This window comes from Amycolatopsis sp. BJA-103 (assembly GCF_002849735.1).
Lineage (GTDB): Bacteria > Actinomycetota > Actinomycetes > Mycobacteriales > Pseudonocardiaceae > Amycolatopsis.
This window is the reverse complement of the sequence record NZ_CP017780.1, coordinates 1,086,095-1,107,472: the sequence shown is the minus strand read 5'-3', so window position 1 is coordinate 1,107,472 and position 21,378 is coordinate 1,086,095. Positions and strand designations below refer to the sequence as shown.

Annotated in this window: 22 protein-coding genes; 9 read left to right on the top strand and 13 right to left on the bottom strand. The window is 69.0% G+C overall.

The window, feature by feature from the left end:
- Positions 1 to 63 precede the first annotated feature (63 nt).
- Positions 64 to 1,110: a fatty acid desaturase family protein gene (locus tag BKN51_RS05115; RefSeq protein ID WP_101606521.1), complete on the top strand. Its 1,047-nt coding sequence runs from the start codon at positions 64 to 66 to the stop codon at positions 1,108 to 1,110.
- Positions 1,111 to 1,141: 31 nt separating this feature from the next.
- A complete protein-coding gene (locus BKN51_RS05110; protein ID WP_101606520.1) occupies positions 1,142 to 1,495 on the top strand; it encodes a transcriptional regulator in 354 nt (117 codons plus the stop codon).
- Here the strand turns inward: BKN51_RS05110 and BKN51_RS05105 are convergent.
- The 6 genes from BKN51_RS05105 to BKN51_RS05080 form a co-directional block, all read right to left on the bottom strand.
- The gene (locus BKN51_RS05105) at positions 1,483 to 2,616 is read right to left on the bottom strand and encodes a S8 family peptidase (protein WP_101606519.1); all 1,134 of its coding nucleotides are present in this window, start codon (positions 2,614 to 2,616) and stop codon (positions 1,483 to 1,485) included. The genes BKN51_RS05110 and BKN51_RS05105 overlap by 13 nt on opposite strands.
- A 143-nt stretch (positions 2,617 to 2,759) precedes the next feature.
- Positions 2,760 to 3,326 (bottom strand): 3-hydroxy-9,10-secoandrosta-1,3,5(10)-triene-9,17-dione monooxygenase reductase subunit, encoded by a 567-nt coding sequence (gene hsaB, locus BKN51_RS05100; RefSeq protein WP_101606518.1) that lies wholly within the window; start codon positions 3,324 to 3,326, stop codon positions 2,760 to 2,762.
- Positions 3,323 to 4,237 carry an iron-dependent extradiol dioxygenase HsaC gene (gene hsaC / locus BKN51_RS05095; protein ID WP_101606517.1) on the bottom strand — a complete coding sequence of 305 codons (915 nt, stop codon included), beginning with the start codon at positions 4,235 to 4,237 and terminating at the stop codon, positions 3,323 to 3,325. Before hsaC ends, hsaB begins: the two co-directional genes overlap by 4 nt.
- Positions 4,237 to 5,085 carry a 4,5:9,10-diseco-3-hydroxy-5,9,17-trioxoandrosta-1(10),2-diene-4-oate hydrolase gene (gene hsaD, locus BKN51_RS05090; RefSeq protein ID WP_101606516.1) on the bottom strand — a complete coding sequence of 283 codons (849 nt, stop codon included), beginning with the start codon at positions 5,083 to 5,085 and terminating at the stop codon, positions 4,237 to 4,239. Before hsaD ends, hsaC begins: the two co-directional genes overlap by 1 nt.
- A complete protein-coding gene (gene hsaA / locus BKN51_RS05085; protein WP_101606515.1) occupies positions 5,085 to 6,260 on the bottom strand; it encodes a 3-hydroxy-9,10-secoandrosta-1,3,5(10)-triene-9,17-dione monooxygenase oxygenase subunit in 1,176 nt (391 codons plus the stop codon). Before hsaA ends, hsaD begins: the two co-directional genes overlap by 1 nt.
- Before the next feature lie 43 nt (positions 6,261 to 6,303).
- Entirely contained in the window at positions 6,304 to 7,902 is a 1,599-nt protein-coding gene (locus BKN51_RS05080) for an FAD-binding protein (protein ID WP_101606514.1), read from the bottom strand.
- Positions 7,903 to 8,001: 99 nt separating this feature from the next.
- Between BKN51_RS05080 and kstD the strand changes: the two genes are divergently transcribed.
- The 7 genes from kstD (at position 8,002) to BKN51_RS05045 (ending at position 14,494) form a co-directional block, all read left to right on the top strand.
- Positions 8,002 to 9,672, top strand: coding sequence for a 3-oxosteroid 1-dehydrogenase (kstD, locus tag BKN51_RS05075; protein ID WP_101606513.1), 1,671 nt, complete (start codon positions 8,002 to 8,004; stop codon positions 9,670 to 9,672).
- Positions 9,669 to 10,808: a Rieske 2Fe-2S domain-containing protein gene (locus BKN51_RS05070; protein WP_101606512.1), complete on the top strand. Its 1,140-nt coding sequence runs from the start codon at positions 9,669 to 9,671 to the stop codon at positions 10,806 to 10,808. Before kstD ends, BKN51_RS05070 begins: the two co-directional genes overlap by 4 nt.
- Positions 10,805 to 11,065, top strand: coding sequence for a hypothetical protein (locus BKN51_RS05065; protein ID WP_101606511.1), 261 nt, complete (start codon positions 10,805 to 10,807; stop codon positions 11,063 to 11,065). Before BKN51_RS05070 ends, BKN51_RS05065 begins: the two co-directional genes overlap by 4 nt.
- A complete protein-coding gene (locus BKN51_RS05060) occupies positions 11,062 to 12,087 on the top strand; it encodes a ferredoxin--NADP reductase (RefSeq protein ID WP_101606510.1) in 1,026 nt (341 codons plus the stop codon). The genes BKN51_RS05065 and BKN51_RS05060 overlap by 4 nt, the downstream gene beginning before the upstream one ends.
- Before the next feature lie 9 nt (positions 12,088 to 12,096).
- The gene (locus BKN51_RS05055) at positions 12,097 to 12,960 is read left to right on the top strand and encodes a MaoC/PaaZ C-terminal domain-containing protein (RefSeq protein WP_101606509.1); all 864 of its coding nucleotides are present in this window, start codon (positions 12,097 to 12,099) and stop codon (positions 12,958 to 12,960) included.
- A gap of 52 nt (positions 12,961 to 13,012) precedes the next feature.
- Positions 13,013 to 13,762, top strand: a complete 750-nt coding sequence (locus BKN51_RS05050; RefSeq protein WP_101606508.1) for a class I SAM-dependent methyltransferase — start codon at positions 13,013 to 13,015, stop codon at positions 13,760 to 13,762.
- 273 nt (positions 13,763 to 14,035) lie between these two features.
- Entirely contained in the window at positions 14,036 to 14,494 is a 459-nt protein-coding gene (locus BKN51_RS05045) for a riboflavin kinase (RefSeq protein WP_101606507.1), read from the top strand.
- Positions 14,495 to 14,496: 2 nt separating this feature from the next.
- On the opposite strand, the gene BKN51_RS05040 is transcribed toward BKN51_RS05045, so the two are convergent.
- The 7 genes from BKN51_RS05040 to BKN51_RS05010 form a co-directional block, all read right to left on the bottom strand.
- Positions 14,497 to 15,066: a DUF5134 domain-containing protein gene (locus BKN51_RS05040; protein WP_101606506.1), complete on the bottom strand. Its 570-nt coding sequence runs from the start codon at positions 15,064 to 15,066 to the stop codon at positions 14,497 to 14,499.
- Positions 15,067 to 15,139: 73 nt separating this feature from the next.
- Entirely contained in the window at positions 15,140 to 16,309 is a 1,170-nt protein-coding gene (locus BKN51_RS05035) for a lipid-transfer protein (protein WP_101606505.1), read from the bottom strand.
- Positions 16,309 to 16,704, bottom strand: coding sequence for a MaoC family dehydratase (locus tag BKN51_RS05030; protein ID WP_101606504.1), 396 nt, complete (start codon positions 16,702 to 16,704; stop codon positions 16,309 to 16,311). Before BKN51_RS05030 ends, BKN51_RS05035 begins: the two co-directional genes overlap by 1 nt.
- Positions 16,701 to 17,615 carry a bifunctional MaoC family dehydratase N-terminal/OB-fold nucleic acid binding domain-containing protein gene (locus BKN51_RS05025; protein ID WP_101606503.1) on the bottom strand — a complete coding sequence of 305 codons (915 nt, stop codon included), beginning with the start codon at positions 17,613 to 17,615 and terminating at the stop codon, positions 16,701 to 16,703. The genes BKN51_RS05030 and BKN51_RS05025 overlap by 4 nt, the downstream gene beginning before the upstream one ends.
- Entirely contained in the window at positions 17,612 to 18,784 is a 1,173-nt protein-coding gene (locus BKN51_RS05020) for an acyl-CoA dehydrogenase family protein (RefSeq protein ID WP_101606502.1), read from the bottom strand. Before BKN51_RS05020 ends, BKN51_RS05025 begins: the two co-directional genes overlap by 4 nt.
- Positions 18,785 to 18,788: 4 nt before the next feature.
- Entirely contained in the window at positions 18,789 to 19,853 is a 1,065-nt protein-coding gene (locus BKN51_RS05015) for an acyl-CoA dehydrogenase family protein (protein WP_101606501.1), read from the bottom strand.
- Positions 19,854 to 19,937: 84 nt separating this feature from the next.
- The gene (locus BKN51_RS05010; RefSeq protein WP_101606500.1) at positions 19,938 to 21,329 is read right to left on the bottom strand and encodes a WS/DGAT/MGAT family O-acyltransferase; all 1,392 of its coding nucleotides are present in this window, start codon (positions 21,327 to 21,329) and stop codon (positions 19,938 to 19,940) included.
- Positions 21,330 to 21,378 lie beyond the last annotated feature (49 nt).

The window sequence follows — 21,378 nt, the reverse complement described above, 5'->3', positions numbered from 1 at the left end:
CCCGCACCGACCCACCGGCCCACCACATTCACCCAGCCCCCACCCTCGGCCAGACTCACAACGGTGACCGCAAACCTCCGCACAGGCAGCGATTTCGCCCGCCTGTCCCGCCGCGTCAGCGAAGCGGGCCTCCTCGACCGCCGTCCCGGCTACTACGTCTTCCGCATCGGCCTGGTCGCCACCCTCTTCGTCGCCGGCTGGGTCGCCTTCTTCGCGATCGGGGATTCCTGGTGGCAGCTGGGGATCGCCGTCTTCCAGGCGGTGATGTTCGGCCAGATCGCCTTGCTGTCGCACGATCTCGCGCACCGTCAGGTGTTCCGGACCCGCCGTCCGAGTGAGATCGCGGGCCGGATCGCCGGGAATCTCGGTGTCGGCATGAGTTACGGCTGGTGGATGGACAAGCACACCCGTCACCACGCGAACCCGAACCACGAGGACCTCGACCCCGACGTCGATCCGGACATCCTCGTGTGGTCGAAGGACCAAGCGAGGGCCAGCAAGGGACTTCCGCGGTTCATCGGCCGCTACCAGGCTTTCCTGTTCTTCCCGCTGCTCACGCTCGAAGGCCTGAACCTGCACTTCTCCGGTATCCGCGCGGTCTCGAAGCCGGGCATCCGGCGGCGCGGGATCGAAGCGGCCTTGCTGCTGGCGCATTTCGCGCTCTACTTCAGCGCGCTGCTCGTCGTCCTCTCCCCCGGCAAGGCACTCGTCTTCTTCATCGTCCACAAAGCACTGTGGGGTGTCTACATGGGATCGATCTTCGCGCCCAACCACAAGGGGATGCCGATCCTGTCCGGCGAAACCGAACTCGACTTCCTCCGCAAGCAGGTGCTCACGTCGCGCAACGTCCGCGGCGGCAGGGTGGTCGACGTCGCGCTCGGCGGGCTCAACTACCAGATCGAGCACCATCTGTTCCCGAGTATGCCGTCGCCGCACCTTCGCCGCGCCCGGCCCATCGTCCAAGGATACTGCGCGGAAATCGGCGTCCCGTATCACGAGACGGGGCTGATCGAGTCGTACCGGCTCGCGTTGCGCAGCCTGCACGAAGCGGGTGAGCCGATCCGACTTTCGGAGGGTTCACCGGCTGAGACGACCGCCGGGCGCCGTTGACACTCCAGATACGGCTTCTTACTTTCAGTGCATGACGCCCCCGCAGATCTTCCCCGGCGCCACCCTGCATCCAGAACCGTTCCCGCCGGCTCTGCGCGCGGCGATCACGGCCAGCGGGCTCCCGCTGGACCGGATCCGCCACCGCCTGGAGCTCCGCGGCGTCACCATCAGTGTGCCGACGCTGAGCCATTGGCAGTCCGGCAGACGCAGACCGGAACGCCCGGAATCCCTCCGGGCGCTCGCCGAACTGGAACAACTTCTGGCCCTGCCGCCGTTGGCTTTGCGTTCGCTGCTCGGCCCGCCCCGGCCACGGGGACGAAAAAGCTCGGTCCCGGCGCAACGCCGGGACCGAGCCACCACCACCGAGGGAACCTACCCGACGTAGAGCGTGCGGTTCGGGCTACCGCTACCGGGGTTGGTCACCAGCCCCGGAGTCGAGGCGCCGATCAGCGCCTGAGCCACCTGGGCCCCGGTGGCCCCGGTGTGCGAAGACAGGTACAGCGCCGCGGCACCGGCCACGTGCGGAGCGGCGAACGAGGTGCCGTTACCGGTGTAGGTCGCGGTGTCGTTGTCCTTCCAGGCCGAGGTGATCGAGACGCCCGGCGCGAACAGGTCGATCACGGAACCGTAGTTGGAGAAGGAAGCGCGGCGGTCGGTGCGGTCCGCCGCGGCGACCGTGAGCGCTTCGGTCACCCTGGCGGGCGAGGTGTTGGCGGCGTTGACGTTCGAATTACCCGCGGCGACCGCCCAGGTGATCCCCGCCTTGATGGAGTTCCGCACCGCGGTGTCCAGCGCGGTCGACGCGCCGCCACCGAGGCTGGCGTTGGCCACGGCGGGCTTCTTGGCGTTCTGGGTGATCCAGTTGACGCCCGAGATCACGCCCGCGGTCGTGCCGCTGCCGTCGGAACCGAGGACCCGCACCGGGTACAGCGAAGCACCCTTGGCGACACCGTATTTCGCGCCGGCGATCGTGCCCGCGACATGTGTGCCGTGGCCGTAACCGTCGTCCGCGTTCGTGTCATTGTCGACGAAATCGTAGCCCTGCTTCACCCGGCCGCCGAAATCGGTGTGCGTGGCGCGAATACCGGTGTCGAGAACGTAGACGTTCACATTCGACGCGGTCGTCGAGTAATTGTACTTGTTGTCCAGCGGAAGATTGCGCTGATCGATGCGGTCGAGCCCCCACGACGGCGGATTCGTCTGCGTCGCCTCGGCGCGCACCACCTTGTTCTGTTCGACGAAGGCGACCGCCGGGTCGGCCGCGAGGCGCTTGGCCTGCCGCTCGCCCAGCGCCACCGAGAAACCGCTGATGCCCTGCGTGTACTGCCGTCCGATGGCCCCGCCGAACTTGCTTGCCAGCGAAGACTTGTCGACGGTGGTTCCGTCCTTGAGCACGACGATGTAGCTGTCGGCGATGGCGCCTTCCGCACCGGCGCCGACGATCGAGCCCTCGGCGGCCTGCGCCGGCGTCACCCCGGCCAAGACCGTGACGACGGCGGCGGCCAAGCCGATTCCGGCCAGTCTGCGAGAATTCCCGTTCACGTTGCTGTCCCCATTCCTTGGTGAGCTTCCGGTGAAAACGCTAAGCGGAAGCAACAGGAAAGGACAGCTTTACATTTTTTCGTTTATACGGTTATCCAGTTATACGTTTACAACCAATCATCGGGACGCGGCCACGGCATGAGCGCGGCGAGCGCGTCGGTCACCGGTTCCGTCACGGTGTACCGCCCGCGGTGGAACAGCAGCGGCCGGTCATCGGACGGTTCCCCGAGCGCGGTGACCCTGCCGACGACGACGTAGTGGTCTCCCGCCTCGTGCACGGCTTCGAGCGTGCAGTCGATCCACGTCAAAGCCCCTGTCAGCAAAGGAGATCCGGACGGCGAGGGGGCCCAGTCGACCGACGCGAACTTGTCCGCGCCCCACGACCCGAACACCGCGCTGACGTCCTGCTGGTGTTCGGCGAGCACGTTGACCGCGAACCGACCGGACTCGGCCAGCACCGCCCAGGTCCGGGAAGTCTTGGCGGGACAGAACAAGACCAGCGGCGGATCCAGGGAAAGCGCCGCGAACGACTGGCACGCGAACCCCACCGGTGCCCGGCCGTCGTGCCCGGTCACCACGGCGACGCCGGTGCAGAAGTGCCCGAGCACCGAACGGAACCGGGCGGGCTCGATATCCGCGGCGATCTCGGGATCGACGTCCGTCACCCGGGTCACGACTGACCCGGAGGCCGGGCGCCGACTGAAAAGTCGTGTCCCCACAAGGAAACCGCCGTACTCTCTCGGGCGATCCAGCTCTCGTCGTCCACTTGCCTTCCCTCGCAGCCGTATTCGATGTCGAATCCGCCGGGGGTCTTCATGTAGAACGAGAGCATCAGATCGTTGACGTGCCGCCCGAGGGTGGCCGACATCGGCACCTTCCGGCGGATGGCCCGGTCGAGGCAGAGGCCGACGTCGTCGGTGTTCTCCACTTCGACCATGAGGTGCACGATGCCGCTCGGAGTCGGCATCGGCAGGAACGCGAGACTGTGGTGACGCGGGTTGCAGCCGAAGAACCGCAGCCACGCGGGCGCGCCGTCGGCGGGCCTGCCGACCATCTGCGGCGGCAGTTTCATCGAGTCCCGCAAACGGAATCCGAGAACGTCACGGTAGAACCGCAGCGCGGCTTCGTCGTCGTGTGTGGACAGTACGACGTGCCCGAGCCCCTGCTCGCCGGTCACGAACTTGTGCCCGTACGGGCTCACCACGCGCCGATGCTGCAACGCCACACCGTGGAAGACTTCCAGCGTGTTGCCGGAAGGGTCCTCGAAGGACACCAGGCCGTCGACGCGGCGATCGGCGAGCTGATCCGGGGTGCCTTCCTTGTACGGCACGGAGTTCGCGTCGAGCGAGTCCCGGATCTCGTCGAGCTCACCGGCGGTGGCGACCTCCCAGCCCGCCACGGCGAGCCTGTCGTGCTCGCCGGGGAAGATGACCAGCCGAGCCGGGAAGTCGTCCATGCGCAGGTAAAGCGCTTCCGGGTTCGTCCCGGATCCCTCGACCATGCCGAGGACTTTCAGCCCGTATTCACGCCACGCGGCCATGTCGGTGGCTTCGATGCGGAGGTAGGCGAGCGAACGGATACCCATCAGGAGGCTCCCAGGAAGTCGAGTGCCAGCCGGTTGAACTCGTCGAACTTCTCCAGCTGCGCCCAGTGGCCGCAGCCGCCGAACACGTGCAGCTGAGCCCGCGGGATCGTCTTGAGCGCGAGCAGGGCGCCGTCGAGCGGATTGACCCGGTCTTCGCGGCCCCAGATGAGCAGCACACGCTGACGGAGGCGGTGCGCCTCACGCCACAGCATGCCTTCCTCGTAGGTGTCGGGCTGGGCGAACGACTTGCCCATCGCCTTCATCGCCGCGAGGGACTCCGGCGCACTCGCGGCGGCGAACCGCTCGTCGATCAGTTCGTCGGTGATCAAGGACTGGTCGTGCACCATGATCCGCAGGAAGGCTTCGAGCTTTTCCCGGCTGGGCCCCGGCGGGGCGCTGAACCGGCCCAGGTTCTTGATGCCCTCGGTGGGATCGGGTGCGAACAGGTTGAGGCTCAGCCCGCCCGGCCCCATCAGCACCAGCCGTCCGGCGCGTTGCGGATGGTTCAGCGCGAGCCGGACGGAAGCCCCTCCGCCGAGCGAGTTGCCCACGAAATGCGCCCGCTCGATGCCGAGTTCGTCCATCAGCCCGACGACGGCGTCCGCGCTGTGGCGGAAGTACTGCGGATGCTCGGTCGGCTTGTCCGACCGGCCGAACCCCGGCTGGTCGATCGCCAGTGTGCGGTAGTTCTTGGCGAACACCGGCAGGTTGCGGCCGAAGTTGCTCCACGCCGACGCGCCGGGGCCGCCGCCGTGCAGGAGGATCACCGTCTCCGGATGCTCCACGCCCGCTTCGTGGTAGTGCAGCTTCAGTCCACCTCGGACGGTGGCGTACTTGCCTTCGGTCATCAGACCATCGCATTCTCGACGGGCAGCCCGAAGGCACCGGTTCCGAACATGACGTAGGCGCGCTCGGCGTCGTTCGCCGCGTGCACGCGGCCGGCGTGGGCGTCGCGCCAGAACCGCTGGATCGGGGTTCCGGCCTGCAAGGCGCGACCGCCGGAGTTCTCGAAGAGCCTGTCGATCGCGAAGATCGCGCGTTCCGTGCCGCGGACCTGGTCACGCCGGACCCGCAACCGCGTGGGGAACGGCAGCTTCTCCCCCTTGCACGCCAGCTGGTAGAGCTCGTCGATGTTGTGCGTCAGCTGGAGCCAGGCCGCGTCGATCTCGCTCGCCGCCTCGGCGATCCGCACCTTGGCGAACGGGTCCTCTTTGGACTGTTCGCCCGCGTACGCCGCGCGCACCCGCTTGCCCTGGTACTCGACGTGCGCGTCGTAGGCACCCTGCGCCATCCCGATGATGGGCGCGGTGATCGTGCTCGGATGCACCGAACCGTACGGGAGCTTGTACAGCGGCCCGGGGTTGAGCTCCTGGCCGGGCGTCTTGCACTTCGACGTCGCGATGAAGCTGAGCGCGCGGTGCTTCGGGACGAAGACGTCGTTCACGATGATGTCGTTGGACCCGGTGCCGCGCAGGCCCACGGTGTCCCAGACGTCTTCGATCGTGTAGTCGCCGATCGGCACCAGGTAGGTACAGAAGTCGACGGGTTTGCCGTCCTTGAACACCGGCCCGCCCAGCAGCACCCAGGTCGCGTGGTCGCAGCCGGAGGAGAAACTCCAGCGGCCGCTGAGCCGGTAGCCGCCGTCGACGACGTCCGCCTTGCCCATCGGCGCGTACGAAGAGGAGATCCGGACGTCGTGGTCGTCGCCCCAGACGTCCTGCTGCGCCTGCGCCTCGAACAGGCCGAGGTGCCACGGGTGGACGCCGAGGATGGAGGCGACCCAGCCCGTGGACCCGCACGCGCTCGCGACGAGTTTGACGGCGGTGTAGAAGCTCACCGGGTCGGCTTCGAGACCGCCGAACGTCTTCGGCTGCAGCAGTTTGAAGAACCCGGTCTCCTGCAGGGACTTGACGGACTCCTCGGGAACGCGCCGGGCGTCCTCCGCCTCCTGCGCCCGTTCCCGCAGGACCGGCAGCAGCTCCCGGATCCCCGCGATCACGTCCTGCGCGGCGTGCTCGCTCATATGCGTTCCCTCTCTCGCCGTACTCCGTGAACCGGATCCAAGACTAGAACACGTTCTCGTTTTTGTCGACCGATCCCCGGTCGAGCGCACTGTGCGCTCCAGCACGCCGCCCGGAAAACACGCAGTCGGCCAGCGACAGACCGCTCACATAGGACCTAGAACAGATTCCCACCGCGGTCCGGCCTGCCGCGTACAGCCCGCGAATCGGGGCGCCGGAGGAGCCCCGCACGGCGCCGGTCTCCTCGTCGACGACCAGGCCGCCCAGCGTCAGCATCGGGCACGGATAGCCGAGGTTGGGCCGGATCGAGACGTCGATCAGCGAGTACGGCGCCCGGTCCAGCGGGCGCGCGAACTCCGCAGGTTTGCCCGTCGGATCCGCGCCGGAACGCGAGGCCTCGACACTGGCGACCAGCCCTCCGGGGTCGACGCCCGCCTTGCGCGCGACGTCTTCGAGCGAACCGGCGACGACCCGTTGCCGCAGCAGGTAGCGCACTTGAAGTCCTTGGAACCACTGGCTTTGCTTCCGCGCGTCACGGCGCACGTCGCGCACGATGGCGTCGTCGACCAGCAGCCAGCCCCGCCCGCCGTGCTCGGTGATCATGCGTTCGCCGACGGCCGCGCCGTAGCGGGATTCGTCGATGATCCGCCCGCCTTCCTTGCCGACCAGCAGGCCGCCGAGGAACGCGGACGGCGGGGTGATGAACCGCCAGGCGGAAATCCGCCCCAGTTCCGCCGTGGCCCCGCCCGCCTCGACGCCCATCCGGATCCCGGACCCGTCGTCGGCGGAGGTCCCCAGCGCGAGGCCGCCGCGATACGCGGGCGCGTGCTCACGCACCATCTCCCGGTTCGCGATGAACCCGCCCGCCGCGAGGACGACCCCGCGCGAGGCCGAAATCCGCAGCTCACGGCCGTATCGGCGTTCGATCCGCTCCACCCGCCGATGCAGCGACTTCCGCAGCGACGGTACGTAGATCCCCGGTTTGGCGGCGTACGCGGCCAGCTTCCGGTGTGCCGCCCGGACCCGCGCGGGCGCGTCCCGCAGGGTGGACACGACGACCCCGGTCACGGTCCCGTTCTCGTCCACGATCAGATTCCGCGCCGCGGTCTGCGGCAGCACCTGGATCCCGCGGCGCCGGACGGCCTCGGCCAGCCTCGCCATCAGCAGCTTCCCCGAAGTCCCCGGGCCTTTGACGCGATGTCCGCGCGGTGCCGGCTTCGCCGCGTCACGGAAGCCACCGGCCGCCTCGCTGCCCGAGTAGTACAGATAGTGCGCGTCGCTCGGATAGGACGTCTTGTACGGACACAGGCTCCCCTCGAACGGGACACCGTTGCCCTCCAGCCAGGTCACCATCTCCGTACTGCCCGCGCAGAACCGCCGCAGGGTCTCTTCGGAGACGACGTCGCCGACCTCGAGCCGCAGGTAGTCGTACATCGCGTCGACGCTGTCGTCGACACCCGCGTCCCGCTGTTGCGCCGTCCCGCCACCGGCGTAGACGACACCTCCGCTGACGGCGCTCGCGCCACCGCCGGAGAACCGCTCCACGACGAGCACCCGGGCGCCCGCGTCGGCGGCTTCGATCGCCGCACAGGCGCCCGCCGCCCCGAAGCCCACGATCACCACATCCGCGATGAGGGAGTCCATCACCCCACCCTAGAACTAGAACACGTTCTCGTCTATGGTGACTGGAGCAGCGCGGATGCTGCTACATGCTTCCTACAACGTGTTCCAGGTGAGGGGCGTATGGACTACGACGTGATCGTGGCGGGCAGTGGGGCCGCCGGGATGACCGCCGCACTGTCCGCAGCCCACCGGGGACTCGAGGTCCTGGTCGTGGAGAAGGCCGCCCACTTCGGCGGCTCCACCGCGCGGTCCGGCGGCGGCGTCTGGATCCCCGGCAACCACGCCCTGCGGGCGGCCGGGATCGAAGAACCCCCGGAGCGGGCGCACGAGTACCTCGAATCGATCGTCGGCGACGTCGTCCCGGCGGAACTCCGGTCGGCCTTTCTCGACCGCGGCCCCGAGGTCTTGTCCTTCGTCTGCGACAAGACGCCGCTGCGCTTCCGGTGGGTCCGCGGTTACTCGGACTACCACCCGGAGGCCCCCGGCGGGCGCGCCGGCGGACGGTCGGTCGAACCGGCCGCGCTCGACGGCAACCTGCTCGGGCCGGAGCTGGCGAATCTGGAGCCGCCGTACAGCGCTCCCCCGCTGGGCGCCCCGATCACCCAGGCGGACTACCGGTGGCTGAGCCTGCTCGCCCGGCATCCGCGCGGCATCCTCCGCGTACTCGGTCTCGGTGGCCGCTGGCTGCTGGGCCGGATCCGCCGTCAACGGCTTCTCTCCATGGGGCAAGCGCTTGCGGCCGGTTTGCGGGAGGGTCTGCGGCGGGCCGATGTCCCGGTCTGGCTGAACACGCCGCTGGTGGACCTCAAGGTCGAGGGCGATCGCGTGATCGGCGTCGTGGTCCGCCACGAAGGCGAGGAAAAGCTGATCCGGGCCCGGCTCGGTGTCGTCCTCGGCGCCGGAGGGTTCGAGCGCAATGAGGAGATGCGGGCCAAGTACCAGCGGGCGCCCATCGGCACGGACTGGACCGTCGGCGCCGAAGCCAACACCGGCGACGCCATCGGCGCCGGGCTCAAACTCGGCGCGGCCACCGCTCTGATGGACGACGCCTGGTGGGGCCCGTCCATCCCGCTGACCGGCGGCCCGTGGTTCGCGCTCGCCGAGCGGTCGCGGCCGGGCTGCCTGATGGTCAACGCGCGGGGTGAGCGCTTCGTCAACGAGTCGGCGCCCTACGTCGAGGCCGTGCACGCGATGTACGGCGACGGCGACGGGCCCGGCCGGAACTTCCCGACCTGGCTGGTGTTCGACCAGCGCAACCGCAACCGGTACATGTTCACCGGCCTCGGCCCGCGTCAGCCGCTCCCCGGCCGCTGGTTCAAAGCGGGCATCGCGGTCAAAGCGAGCACGATCGCGAAACTCGCCGAGCGGATCGAGGTCCCGGCCGACGCGCTGGAGTCCACCGTGCGGCGCTTCAACGGCTTCGCGAAAAACGGCGTGGACGAGGACTTCCACCGCGGGCGCAGCGCGTACGACCACTACTACGGCGATCCGCGGAACAAACCCAATCCGAGCCTGGGCCCGCTGGACGTCGCGCCGTACTACGCGGTGAAGATCGTGCCCGGCGACCTGGGCACCAAGGGCGGTTTGAGGACCGACCCGCACGCGCGTGTCCTGCGCGAGGACGGGTCGGTGATCGACGGGCTCTACGCGGCCGGCAACACGAGCGCGGCGGTGATGGGCCGCACCTACGCGGGCCCCGGCGCGACGATCGGCCCGGCGATGGTGTTCGGCTACCTTGCGGCCGAGCATCTCGCGCAGCAAGATCACACCAAAGCGGGAGGCAGCCGATGACGACGGAATCCGTACGGCAGATCGACGCGGGCGCGCCCCCTTCGCGGTTCGCGCGCGGCTGGCACTGTCTCGGCCTCGCCGAGCCGTTCCGGGACGGGAAGCCGCACGCCATCACGGCGTTCGGGACGAAACTGGTGGTCTTCGCCGACTCGTCCGGCAAGCTGAACGTGCTCGACGGGTACTGCCGCCACATGGGCGGCGACCTCACCCAGGGCGAGGTCAAGGGCGACGAGATCGCCTGCCCGTTCCACGACTGGCGCTGGAACGGCAACGGCAAATGCGTCTCGATCCCCTACGCCAAGCGGGTTCCGCTGCGGGCGCGGACGAAGACGTGGCAAGTGCTGGAGGAGAACAAGCAGCTGTTCGTCTGGCACGACCCGGAAGGCAACCCGCCGCCCGAAGACGTCGTCATCCCGCGCATCGAGGGCGTGTTCAACGGCGAGTGGAGCAACTGGACCTGGGACTCGGTGCTGATCGAGGGCTCCAACTGCCGCGAGATCATCGACAACATGGTCGACATGGCGCACTTCTTCTACATCCACTACGCCTTCCCGACCTACTTCAAGAACGTGTTCGAGGGGCATGTCGCCACGCAGTACTTGAACACGAAAGGCCGTCCGGACAAGGGAATGGCGTCCAACTACGGCGGCGAAGAGAACCTGTTGCGGTCCGAGGCGTCGTATTTCGGGCCGTCCTACATGATCAACACGCTGCTCAACACCTACCAGGGTTTCGAGATCGAGAACGTGCTGATCAACTGCCACTACCCGGTCACCGAGAACTCGTTCGTGCTGCAGTGGGGCGTGAGCGTGAAGAAGTTCGAGGGCGTCTCGGACGAGCACGCGGACAAGATCGCCGGGAAGTTCGCCAAGGGCATCGGCGTCGGTTTCCTGCAGGACGTGGAGATCTGGCGCAACAAGACGCGGATCGACAACCCGTTGCTGTGCGAGGAGGACGGGCCGGTCTACCAGCTGCGCCGCTGGTACGACCAGTTCTATGTGGACGCGGCCGACGTCACCGAGGACATGACGCGACGGTTCGAGTTCGAAGTGGACACCAGCCGCGCCAACGAGGTCTGGGCGGCGGAGGTGGCCGACAACCTGGCGCGGCAGCAGGCGGAAGAGGCCGGGGTGTGAAGCCCGAAACCGTCGAGTTCCTCACCGCCGGGCTGCGGCCGCTGAACTGCCGCTCGTGCGGGACCTGTGTGCTGGTCAAGAAGAACAGCATGCAGCACACCAGCATCCAGTGGACGACCGACGCGTCGCGGAGCTGCCCGGTGTTCGCGGCGCAGAAGGCGTCCGGCGCGCAGACGGCGTTGCTCGACACCTGCGGCAACCTCAGCGACAGCATCGACGCCGCGCTGAAGGACGGCCTGCTGGAGGTGCCCGAATGAGCGGTCCCGTCACCGTGACCGTGGCCGAGGTGATCGCCGAGACGGCCGACGCGTCGTCGATCGTGTTCGAGATCCCGGCCGAGCACGCCTCCGTTTTCGCCTACACCCCAGGGCAGTTCCTCACCGTCCGCGTGCCGAGCGAGCGGACCGGGTCGGTGGCCCGCTGCTACTCGCTCTCCAGCGCGCCGCACGAGAACCGGGTCCAGGTCACCGTCAAGCGCACCTCCGACGGCTACGGATCGAACTGGCTCTGCGACAACCTCCGTGCCGGGCAAGAGGTCCAGGTCCTGCCACCCGCCGGGGTGTTCAGCCCCGCGTCGCTCGACGAGGACTTCCTGCTGCTCGCGGGCGGAAGCGGGATCACGCCGGTGATGTCGATCCTGAAGTCCGCGCTGGAACACGGAACCGGCAAGGTGGTCCTGCTCTACGCCAATCGCGACGAAGGATCGGTGATCTTCGCGCGGGAACTGGCGGATCTCAGCGCGAGGTACGCGGACCGGCTGGTCGTGGTGCACTGGCTGGAGAGCCTGCAAGGTCTGCCGACCGAGACGCACCTGCGCGCCCTGGTCACGCCGTACACCGCGCACGAGGCGTTCATCTGCGGACCGGGTCCGTTCATGGACGCCGCGCGCGCGGTGCTCAAGGAGCTCGGACTGCCGCGCAAACGGATCCATCTGGAGCGGTTCCTGTCCCTCGGCGGGAATCCGTTCGAGGTGGCCGAACCCGTCGTCGCCGAAGAGGCCGAGACCCCTGCGGGAGTCGAGGTCACCCTCGACGGCGAGACCAGGAAGCTCGCGTGGCCGCGCCGGACGAAACTGCTGGACCTGTTGCTGGAAAAGGGTTTCGACGCGCCGTATTCCTGCCGTGAGGGACAGTGCAGCGCGTGCGCCTGCCGGGTCACCTCCGGTGAGGTGAAGATGCTGCACAACGAGGTCCTCGACGGCGACGACATCGCCGAAGGCATCGTGCTGGCGTGTCAGTCCTTGCCGCTGACCGACGAGGTCACCGTCACCTACGAGTAGGAGTTCTTCGTGCCCATCGATCCTTCGGTCGCGATCGGCGCCGACCTCGGCGAGGTGAGTTTCGCCTGGACCGCGTCCGACGTGCAGCTGTACCACCTGGCGCTGGGCGCGGGCTCGGATCCGATGAGCCCGCGGGAGCTGCGCTACACCTACGAGGACGGCCTCCGGGTGCTGCCGACGTTCGCGACCGTGGCCGCGAACCTGCGCGTGTTCGAGCCGCCCGCCGTCTCGTTCCCCGGCGTCGAGGTCGACCTCGGCAAGGTGCTGCACGGCAAACAGGAAGTGATCGCGCACCGGCCGATCCCGGCGTCGGGCAAGGCCGTGGCCAGGACGAGGATCGTCGACGTCTTCGACAAGGGGAAGGCGGCGGTGATCGTGAACGAGACGGTCGCCACCGACGCGGACGGAACTCCACTGTGGACGCTGCGATCGAGCATCTTCGCCCGTGGCGAAGGGGGTTTCGGCGGCGAACGCGGACCGTCCGATCGCGTCGAACTCCCGTCACGGGAACCGGACGCGGTCATCGACACGCCGACGTTGCCGCAGCAGGCCCTCCTCTACCGGCTTTGCGGAGACCGCAACCCGCTGCACGCGGATCCCGCGTTCGCCGCGGCGGCCGGGTTCGGCAAGCCGATCCTGCACGGCCTGTGCACCTACGGCGTCATCGCGAAGGCCGTCACCGACGAGTTCCTCGACGGCGACACCTCGCGCGTCGCCTCGTTCGCGGCCAAGTTCGCCGGCGTCGTCTTCCCCGGCGAACCGCTGCGGACCCGCGTCTGGCGGGAGCCGGCCGGGCTGCTGATCACGACCACCGCGCCGGACCGGGACGAGGCTCCCGTTCTTTCCGACACTTTATTGACCACTACAGACTGAATCCTCGTTCCCGCAGGTAGCGGCTCTGGCTAGACTCGTCCGCGTGCGCCCCTTGATCTCGGACCCGTATGCCGAACTCGGCCGGGATTACGCGCGATCGAGACGTCCGGATCCCCGGATCGCGGCCGCCGTGACCGCCGCGCTCGGCGACGCGCGGTCGGTGGTCAACGTCGGCGCGGGAGCCGGTTCCTACGAGCCGGAAGACCGCGGCGTGATCGCCGTCGAACCGTCGTCGCGGATGATCGGGCAGCGTCCGTTCACCGCGGCCCCCGCCGTCCAGGCTTGCGCGGAAGGGCTCCCCTTCCGTGACGGGGCCTTCGACGTCGCCCTGGCGGTGCTCACCGTGCACCACTGGACGGACGTGACCGCCGGGCTGGCCGAACTGCGGCGGGTGTCCCGCCGCCAGGTGATCGTGACCTGGGACCAGGCGGTGTTCGCGCGGTTCTGGCTGGTGCGGGACTACCTGCCGGAGATCGCCGAGCACGAGAGCCGGCTGGCCTGCCTCGACAGGATCGTCGAGGAACTGAGCGCGGCGGGCGGGACCCCGTCCGTCGCTCCGCTGCCGGTGCCGTCGGACTGCGTCGACGGGTTCCTCGGCGCGTATTGGCGCAGGCCGGAGGCCTACCTGTCCGAACGCGTGCGCGCGGGGATGTCCGGGGTGGCGCTGCTCGACCAGAACGTCGTCGCGGCGGCCGTCGGCCGATTGCGCGCCGACCTCGCCGACGGGCACTGGCACCGGCACCACGTCGGCCTGCTGGGCCGGACCGAGCTGGACCTGGGATACCGGCTCGTCACGACGTGATTCAGCCGGGTGGCGGAGCTGAGATGTCCAGTGGCAAAAGACACCACGCATGAACCCGCCCCGGCCGAAGGCCCCGCTATCGCGGTGGCAGGACGCCCTGTACGCCCATCGCGACGTAGATGACCAGGTAGCGTCCTGCCGACGCCGATCGCGGACGCGGGTTCATCTAGGTGATTCGGTACACAGTGGACACTCTCGCCGCGTGGACGGCGGTCGACCCCGGCTCCGGGTCGTGGTATTCATGGCTTTCGTGACGACAGGGACGGGGGCGGCATGACGGCGGAGTACTTCGTGGTCCGTGGCCAGGTGGAGAAGGGCGATCAGCGGGGCCGGGAACTGGGCTTCCCGACCGCCAACATCGCGCTGCGCGACCAGGACGGCCAGGTCGGCGACGGAGTGTGGGCGGGCTGGGCCGAGCGCGCGGACGGCACCCGGATCGCGGCCGCGGTCTCGGTCGGCAGGCGGCCGACGTACTACGGCGCGGACGGCTACCGGCTCGTCGAGGCGCACCTGCTGGACTTCGGCGGGAACCTCTACGGCGAGGTGCTGACCGTCTGGCTGGGGCACCACCTGCGGGAACAGCAGGCGTACCCGTCGTCGGAGGCGCTGATCGTCGCGCTGAACAAGGACATCGCCGACGCGGGCAAGTGGGCCGCGGACAACCCGGCCGAGGGCCTTCCCGCCGCCGAGGCGGCCGAAGAGGGTGTGGTCCGGCGCGTACCGGCCTCGTGACGTCAGACGGCCGCTCCCAGCAGCATGTAGCCCATCCCCAGCCCCATCACGACCCGGCACACCCGGCGTGAGACCTGGCCCGCGCCCGTGTCGCCCCGCGCGGCCGAGACACCCGCACGGATGGCGTCCACCGCGAAATACGCGGCCACGGCGCCGAAAATCAGGGAAAGCCACAGCGCCGAGGTGGTACCGGGGCCGGACATCACCAGCCACGGCCCGTGCGACACCTCACTGTGCGGCATGAACGTCACCATGAACAGCATCGCCGCGGCGGAGACGGCGTGGTGCCCGCACGCCGCGTGCCCGGACCGCCGTCCCTTCCACCACGAGACGGCGAACCAGCCCGCCGTCAGCGCGAGTACCGCCTGCCAGCCGGCGGCGGGAATGGGGCCGCCGACCGGGGACAGCATCGCGACCATGGCGACGACGAGCAGCAGCTCGGCCAGATCACCGTTGCGGACCGCCGCGCCGTGGCGTCCGTAGTCCAGCCGGACGAGTCTCAGCACGCACGGCAGGACCAGTACCGCGAACACCGCGGTCAGCGTCCACGCGACGACGATTGGTCCAGACATGGTGCCTCCCAGCCGGTCTCCCCCTCACCGTGGCAGGTACCGCTCTAGTACACCAGCGGGCATTGAGGTGATCTCACCCGGCGGTCAAGACCAGTCCGCTCGTAGGTACGCCCGTTCCGGCGGTCACGAGCACCCGTGCGGCCCCGTCGACCTGATTGACGGCGTCGCCCCGCACCTGCCGGACCCCTTCGGCGATCCCGTTCATCCCGTGGATGTAGGCCTCCCCCAACTGCCCGCCGTGCGGGTTGAGCGGCAGCTTCCCGTCGAGTTCCAGGGTGCCGCCGCCGATGAAGTCCTTGGCCTCGCCCTTCCCGCAGAAGCCGAGTTCTTCCAGCTGCATCAGGACATATGGGGTGAAGTGGTCGTACAGCACGGCGAGATCCATGTCGCCCGGTCCGAGCCCGGACTGCGCCCACAGTTGCCGTCCCACGACCCCCATCTCGGGCAGCGCGGGCAGGTCGTCGCGGTAGTAGCTGGTCATCACGTACTGGTCCGGGCCGCTCCCCTGCGCGGCCGCCGCGATCACGGCGGGCCGGTGCGGCAGGTCGCGCGCCCGTTCGGCGCTGGTGACCACGAGCGCGACCCCGCCGTCGCTCTCCTGGCAGCAGTCGAGCAGGTGCAACGGTTCGGCGACCCAGCGCGACGCCTGATGGTCCTCGAGCGTGATCGGCTTGCCGTGGAACCACGCCTTCGGGTTGGTCGCGGCGCGGGCGCGATCGATGACGGCGATCCGGCCGAAGTCCTCGCTGGTCGCGCCGTACTCGTGCATGTAGCGCCGGGCGAGCATGGCGACGGTCGCGGCGGGCGTCGCGATCCCCATCGGGTAGTGGAACGCGTTGTCGACGCCGGAGGAGTTCACCTGCCCCGCCGCGGCCGAGGAGACCTGGCCGAACCGCATCCCGGACCGTTCGTTGAAGGCCCGGTACGCGACGACGACGTCCGCGACACCGGTCGCGACGGCCATCGCGGCCTGCTGCACGGTCGCGGCCGCCGCCCCGCCGCCGTAGTGGATCCGGCTGAAGAACTTGAGTTCGGGGATGCCGAGTTCGCGGGCCACCGAGATCTCGCTGTTGCCGTCCATGGTGAACGAGACCAGACCGTCCACATCGGACGGCTTGAGCCCCGCATCGGCCAGCGCCGCCGAAACCGCCTCCGCCGCCAATCGCAGCTCGCTGCGCCCGGAATCCTTGGAGAACTCCGTCGCGCCGATACCGGCGATCGCCGCCTTCCCGGACAGGGTCATCACTCGCCTCCCAGGGTGATCGCGACGGTGCCCACCACGTGTTCGCCGAGACTGTCCACACCGGACACGGAGATCACCACGTCGTCGCCGTCGCGTTCGGTGACCCGCCCGGTGAAGGTCAAGGTGTCGTAGGCGTGGCAGGGCACGCCGAGCCGGATCTTGATCGACCGCACGAACGCCTCCGGCCCCGCCCAGTCGGTGACGAACCGTTGCACCAGACCGGTGTCGGTGAGGATGTTGAGGAAGATGTCCTTCGATCCCCGTCGCACTGCGGCGTCCCGGTCGTGGTGGACGTCCTGGAAGTCCCGGGTCGCCAGCGCGGTGCTCACCACGAAGGTCGGGTTGGCCTCGATCGTCAGCGGCGGCAACTCGGTGCCGACGGCACAGTCCTTCATCGCGCGACCCTCCAAGCGGGCAAGGTCAGTTCCTCGTCGACCTTCACGAAGGCGGCTTCCACTGGAAGTCCGATGTGGACGGCTTCGGGATCGGCGTCGAGCAGCTCGCCCATCACCCGGACACCCTCTTCCAGCTCAACGAGCGCGACCACGAACGGCAGGTCCTTGCCGGGGACCTTCGGATGGTGGTGCACCACGTAGCTGTAGACCGTTCCCCGCCCGCACGCCACGACGTGATCCGGCTTCGCGCCGAGGTCGCCGTCCGGCGGCATCGGACCTGGCGGATGCCGCAGCGTCTCGCCCCACCGCTGGATCCTCAGTTCACCCTCGCGCAATCCGGCCCAGAAGAACTCGGTGTCCTTGCTGATCACCGGCCGCAGTACGGGTGCCGCCGCCTTGGCGGGCTCCGCATCCGGCGGGCGGAACTTGAGTACCCGGAACACCATGTCCGCGACGGCTTCTTCGCCGACGTACCAAGTGGTCTTCGTCGTCACGAACCAGCCTTCGCCCAGCGCGGTACGTTTCGGCCCGACGACACTCTCGAGTTTCGCGGTCGCCTCGACCCGCTCGCCGTGCCGCAGGTAGCGGTGGTAGTTCTGCTCGGAGTTCGTCGCGACGACCGAGGTGAACCCGGATTCGTCGAGCACCTCCATCATCGCGCCGAGCGGATCGTCCGACGTCCTCGTCCAGTGCAGCCCGCCCATCGTCCACACCTGCGCCATCGCGGGAGGCGCGACGAGTCCTTTGTGGACACTCTTCGCGGCGAACTCTTCGTCGACATAGACGGGATTGCGATCGCCGATGGCTTCGACCCAGTTGTTCACCATCGCCTGGTTGACCGCGTCCCGGGCCGCCCTCGGCGCGGATTCCCCTTGTGCGGCGATGCGTTCGGCCGCTTCCTGGATGCTCATCGCGGCACCCTCGGCAAGCCGAGCCCGGCGGTGGCGATCAGCTCGCGCTGGATCTCGTTGACGCCGCCGCCGAAGGTCAGCACCAGATTGCGTTTGGCCACCACGTCCAGCCACAGCGCCAGTTCCGCGGTCTCGGTGTCGGCCTGATCGCCGTGCCGTGCCACGATCTCCTCCAGCCTCCTCGCCAGGCGCTGGATGCGTTCGGAACCGACGATCTTGGTGGCCGAGGCGTCGGCCACCGCCACCGGCCCGGTCGCCGAAGACGCCGCGACCTGCCAGTTCAGCAGTTCGTTGACCCGGGCCGTCGCCCAGGTTTCCGCGAGGACGCCACGGACGTCCGGCAGCTGCGTCAACGGCGTGCCGTCCGGCGTCTTCCTCGACGCCGCCCAGTCGCGGACGCGATCGTGGAGCCCGCCGATGCGACCGGCCGGGCCGAGCATGACGCGCTCGTGGTTCAGCTGGGTGGTGATCAGCCGCCAGCCCTCGTTCTCCTTGCCCACCAGCATGTTCGCGGGGACCCGGACATCCGAGTAGTACGTGGCGTTCACGTGGTGCGCGCCGTCGCAGGTGATGATCGGCGTCCACGAGTAGCCGGGGTCGCGCGTGTCCATGATGAGGATCGAGATGCCCTTGTGCTTCGGCGCGTCCGGCGCGGTCCGCACGGCGAGCCAGAGGTAGTCGGCGTCGTGCCCGCCGGTGGTGAAGGTCTTCTGGCCGTTGACGACGTACTCGTCGCCCTCGCGCACGGCGGTGGTCCGCAGCGACGCGAGATCGGTGCCCGCGTCGGGTTCGGTGTAGCCGATGGCGAAATGGATCTCACCGGCCAGGATCTTGGGCAGGAAGAAGGACTTCTGTTCTTCGGTGCCGAACGCCTGCAGCGTGGGCCCTACGGTCTGCAAGGTCACCGACGGCAGCTGGACGTCGGCACGGGCGGCCTCGTCGACGAAGAGGTGCTGCTCGATCTCGCCGAAACCCCGGCCGCCGTACTGTTCCGGCCAGCCGACGCCGAGCCAGCCGTCCCGGCCCATCCGCCGGACGATCTCGCGGTACACCGGTCCGTGCCGCTCGCGCAGCATCGAGCGCCGCTCGTCGGCGCTCACCAGACCGGCGAAGTACTTGCGCAGTTCTGAGCGCAACTGCTGTTGCGCCGCGGTCAGTTCGATCAGCATCGGTTCACCCCGCCACCAGTTCGCCCAAGGCGGCCAGCCGATGCGAGGCGCCGCCGAGCGTCCGTCCCAGATCCTTGACCGCCGACGAGAACCGGTGCAGCGGATACGTTTCGTCCACGCCGATCCCGCCGTGCAGGTGATGGCAGACGGCCAGCGCCCCGGGCGCCTCCTCCGCCAGCCAGTACGCCGCGACGTCGAGGTCCGCCTCGGCGTCGAGCCCCGCCGCGAGCCGCCAGACCGCCGACCGCGCGGCCAGCTGGACGGTTCTCGAAGCGACGTAGACGTCCGCGATCTGCTGCGCCACCGCCTGGAACGCCGCCAGCGGGCGCCCGAACTGCTCGCGTTCGCCGACGTGCTTGGTGGTCAGCGCGAGCGCGCCGGCGAGCAGACCGTCGCCGAACGCCACGAGGCCCGCGAGCGCGAACCGGTGCAGGGTCGCGATCGCTTCGCCGGGGCCGGGCCCGTTCAGGAGGTCGGCATCGGTGACGGTCACGGAATCGAGCGTCATCGTGTAGTCCGGGGTGCCGGAAGAGGTTCTCGTCGGCGTCAGCGTCACGCCGTCCGCCCGGGGATCGACCAGGAAGACCCCGGTACCGCCGGGCATCGAGACCGGCGTCAGGATCCGGCTCGCCTCCGCCGCGAACGGGACACCGACCTTGACCCCGCTCAGCCGCCAGTCCCCCGCCGGCTCGGCCACGCTCGCGGGCCGGGTGGCGAACGGCGTGGAAGGTTCGTGGAGTGCCGCGGTGAGCACGGATTCGCCCGCGGCGACCGGCGGGAGCAGGGCCGCACGCTGGTCCGGGCCGCCGAGCGCCGCGACCGGCAGAACCCCGAAGGCCAGCGACGCCAGCGCGGGAGTCGGTGAGGCCACGCGACCGAGCTCGGTCAGCACCAAGGCGACCTCGGCCACGCCGAGGCCGTCACCGCCGAGTTCGGCGGGCAGCGCCAGCGCGAGCAGACCGGAGCCGGCGAGCGCGCGCCACGTCTCGGCGGGTTCGCGCTCCTTGCCGAGCACGCGCGCGGTCAGCGCGGTGACCTCGGTCTGCGTCTCGTCGAACTGGAAGTCCACACTGGCTCCTCACCGGGGCGAACGGGCACAATACTGAAACCTGTTCTAGTCTTATCCGGAAGGCGGCCGAACGGCAACCCCTCGCTAAGGAGCGGCCTTGAGGAGTTCCTGGAGAGCATCGGGGAAGTGGTCGGCGAGCGGCCACAGGTCGCCGGTGAGTTCGCGGGCGCCGAGCAGGCCGACGTCCACCCGGCCCGCGTTGGACAGCACGGTGACGTTCAGCCCGGCGCCGTGGAGCACCGGCCCGAGCGGGTAGAGCCCGGTGATCCGGCAGCCCAGCAGGTACAGGGGCATCGGCGGACCGGGCACATTGGACACCACCAGGTTGTGCACCACCGGATGCCGTTCGGCCAGGCGCAGCGCGGAATACGCGCGGACCGCGAGACCGAACATGGTCGCCGCCGAGAACTGCGCCCAGTCCTGGAGCATGTCGGCGTCGATGTCGTGGTGGTGGTCCTTGGACAGCCGGTTCGACTCCGCGAGCATGAACACGCGCGCGGCGGGATCCTCCAGATGGGTGGGCAGCGACGCGAAGAAGGCCGAGACCTTGTTGCTGCCGTGCTCACGCTCGGTGCGTTCGTGCACCGACACCGGCACGGTCGCCACCAGCGGGTCTTCCGGCAACTCGCCCCGGTCCCGCAGGAACCGCCGCAGGGCACCGGAAACGACGGCGAGGACGACGTCGTTGACGGTCACCCCGAAGGCGTTCTTGATCCGTTTGACCTCGTCGAGGTCGAGGGAGGCGTAGGCGACACTGCGGTGTGCGGTGATCGTCCCGTTGAACGACGTGCGCGGAGCGGTGAACGGGACCGGCATTCCCTTGCCCTGCAACGCTTTACCGAGCCATTTCGGGACGAGCCCGAGCAGGTCCGGCAGCAGTTTCACCACCTCGGCCGGGCGTTTCACGAACGACGTCAGCCCCGCGCCGAGCAACGCGCGCCTGCCGGGAACGCCCCCGTTGTGGCGTTCGTCCCGCGCGATCTCCGGCGGCGGGGCGTCCGGTTCGAGCCCGGCGAGATAGGTGATCAGGCTGGCGCCGCTGACCCCGTCGACGCTGGCGTGGTGCATCTTCAGCAGGACCGCGATCTCGCCGCCGGCCAGGCCTTCGATGACGTGCAACTGCCAGAGCGGCTGCGCGCGGTCCAGCCGTTGTCCCGCGATGTGGGCGCACAGTTCGGCCAGTTCGCGCCGGTCACCGGGCGCCGGTACGCCGATCCGGTGAACGTGGGCCTCGAGGTCGAAATCCTCGTCCTCGACCCAGACGGGGTGGGTCGGATTCCAGAGTGGATTGTGCAGCTTGCGCCTGAATGCCGGGATCAGCCCGACCCGTTCGGCCAGTTTCTCCTTGAAGCGCTCGAAATCGTAGCCACCGGGCATGGTCGAACGGTCGAGGATGAGCAGTCCGCACACGTGCAGGACCTGGGCCTGCGTCTCCAGGTAGAGAAAACTCGCGTCCAGACCACTCAATCTCCGCATAAGAATCACCTTAAGTGAACTTTGCAACGGGTTCTAGGCGGTCACCCGG

Coding starts and splice junctions, on each gene's coding strand:
- BKN51_RS05070 (WP_101606512.1), top strand. CDS start 9,669: ATGACGACGGAATCCGTACGGCAGATCGACGCGGGCGCGCCCCCTTCG.
- BKN51_RS05080 (WP_101606514.1), bottom strand. CDS start 7,902: ATGGACTCCCTCATCGCGGATGTGGTGATCGTGGGCTTCGGGGCGGCG.
- BKN51_RS05110 (WP_101606520.1), top strand. CDS start 1,142: ATGACGCCCCCGCAGATCTTCCCCGGCGCCACCCTGCATCCAGAACCG.
- hsaA (WP_101606515.1), bottom strand. CDS start 6,260: ATGAGCGAGCACGCCGCGCAGGACGTGATCGCGGGGATCCGGGAGCTG.
- hsaD (WP_101606516.1), bottom strand. CDS start 5,085: ATGACCGAAGGCAAGTACGCCACCGTCCGAGGTGGACTGAAGCTGCAC.
- BKN51_RS05020 (WP_101606502.1), bottom strand. CDS start 18,784: ATGCTGATCGAACTGACCGCGGCGCAACAGCAGTTGCGCTCAGAACTG.
- BKN51_RS05045 (WP_101606507.1), top strand. CDS start 14,036: ATGACGGCGGAGTACTTCGTGGTCCGTGGCCAGGTGGAGAAGGGCGAT.
- BKN51_RS05035 (WP_101606505.1), bottom strand. CDS start 16,309: ATGACCCTGTCCGGGAAGGCGGCGATCGCCGGTATCGGCGCGACGGAG.
- kstD (WP_101606513.1), top strand. CDS start 8,002: ATGGACTACGACGTGATCGTGGCGGGCAGTGGGGCCGCCGGGATGACC.
- BKN51_RS05040 (WP_101606506.1), bottom strand. CDS start 15,066: ATGTCTGGACCAATCGTCGTCGCGTGGACGCTGACCGCGGTGTTCGCG.
- BKN51_RS05025 (WP_101606503.1), bottom strand. CDS start 17,615: ATGAGCATCCAGGAAGCGGCCGAACGCATCGCCGCACAAGGGGAATCC.
- BKN51_RS05060 (WP_101606510.1), top strand. CDS start 11,062: ATGAGCGGTCCCGTCACCGTGACCGTGGCCGAGGTGATCGCCGAGACG.
- BKN51_RS05030 (WP_101606504.1), bottom strand. CDS start 16,704: ATGAAGGACTGTGCCGTCGGCACCGAGTTGCCGCCGCTGACGATCGAG.
- hsaC (WP_101606517.1), bottom strand. CDS start 4,237: ATGGGTATCCGTTCGCTCGCCTACCTCCGCATCGAAGCCACCGACATG.
- BKN51_RS05010 (WP_101606500.1), bottom strand. CDS start 21,329: ATGCGGAGATTGAGTGGTCTGGACGCGAGTTTTCTCTACCTGGAGACG.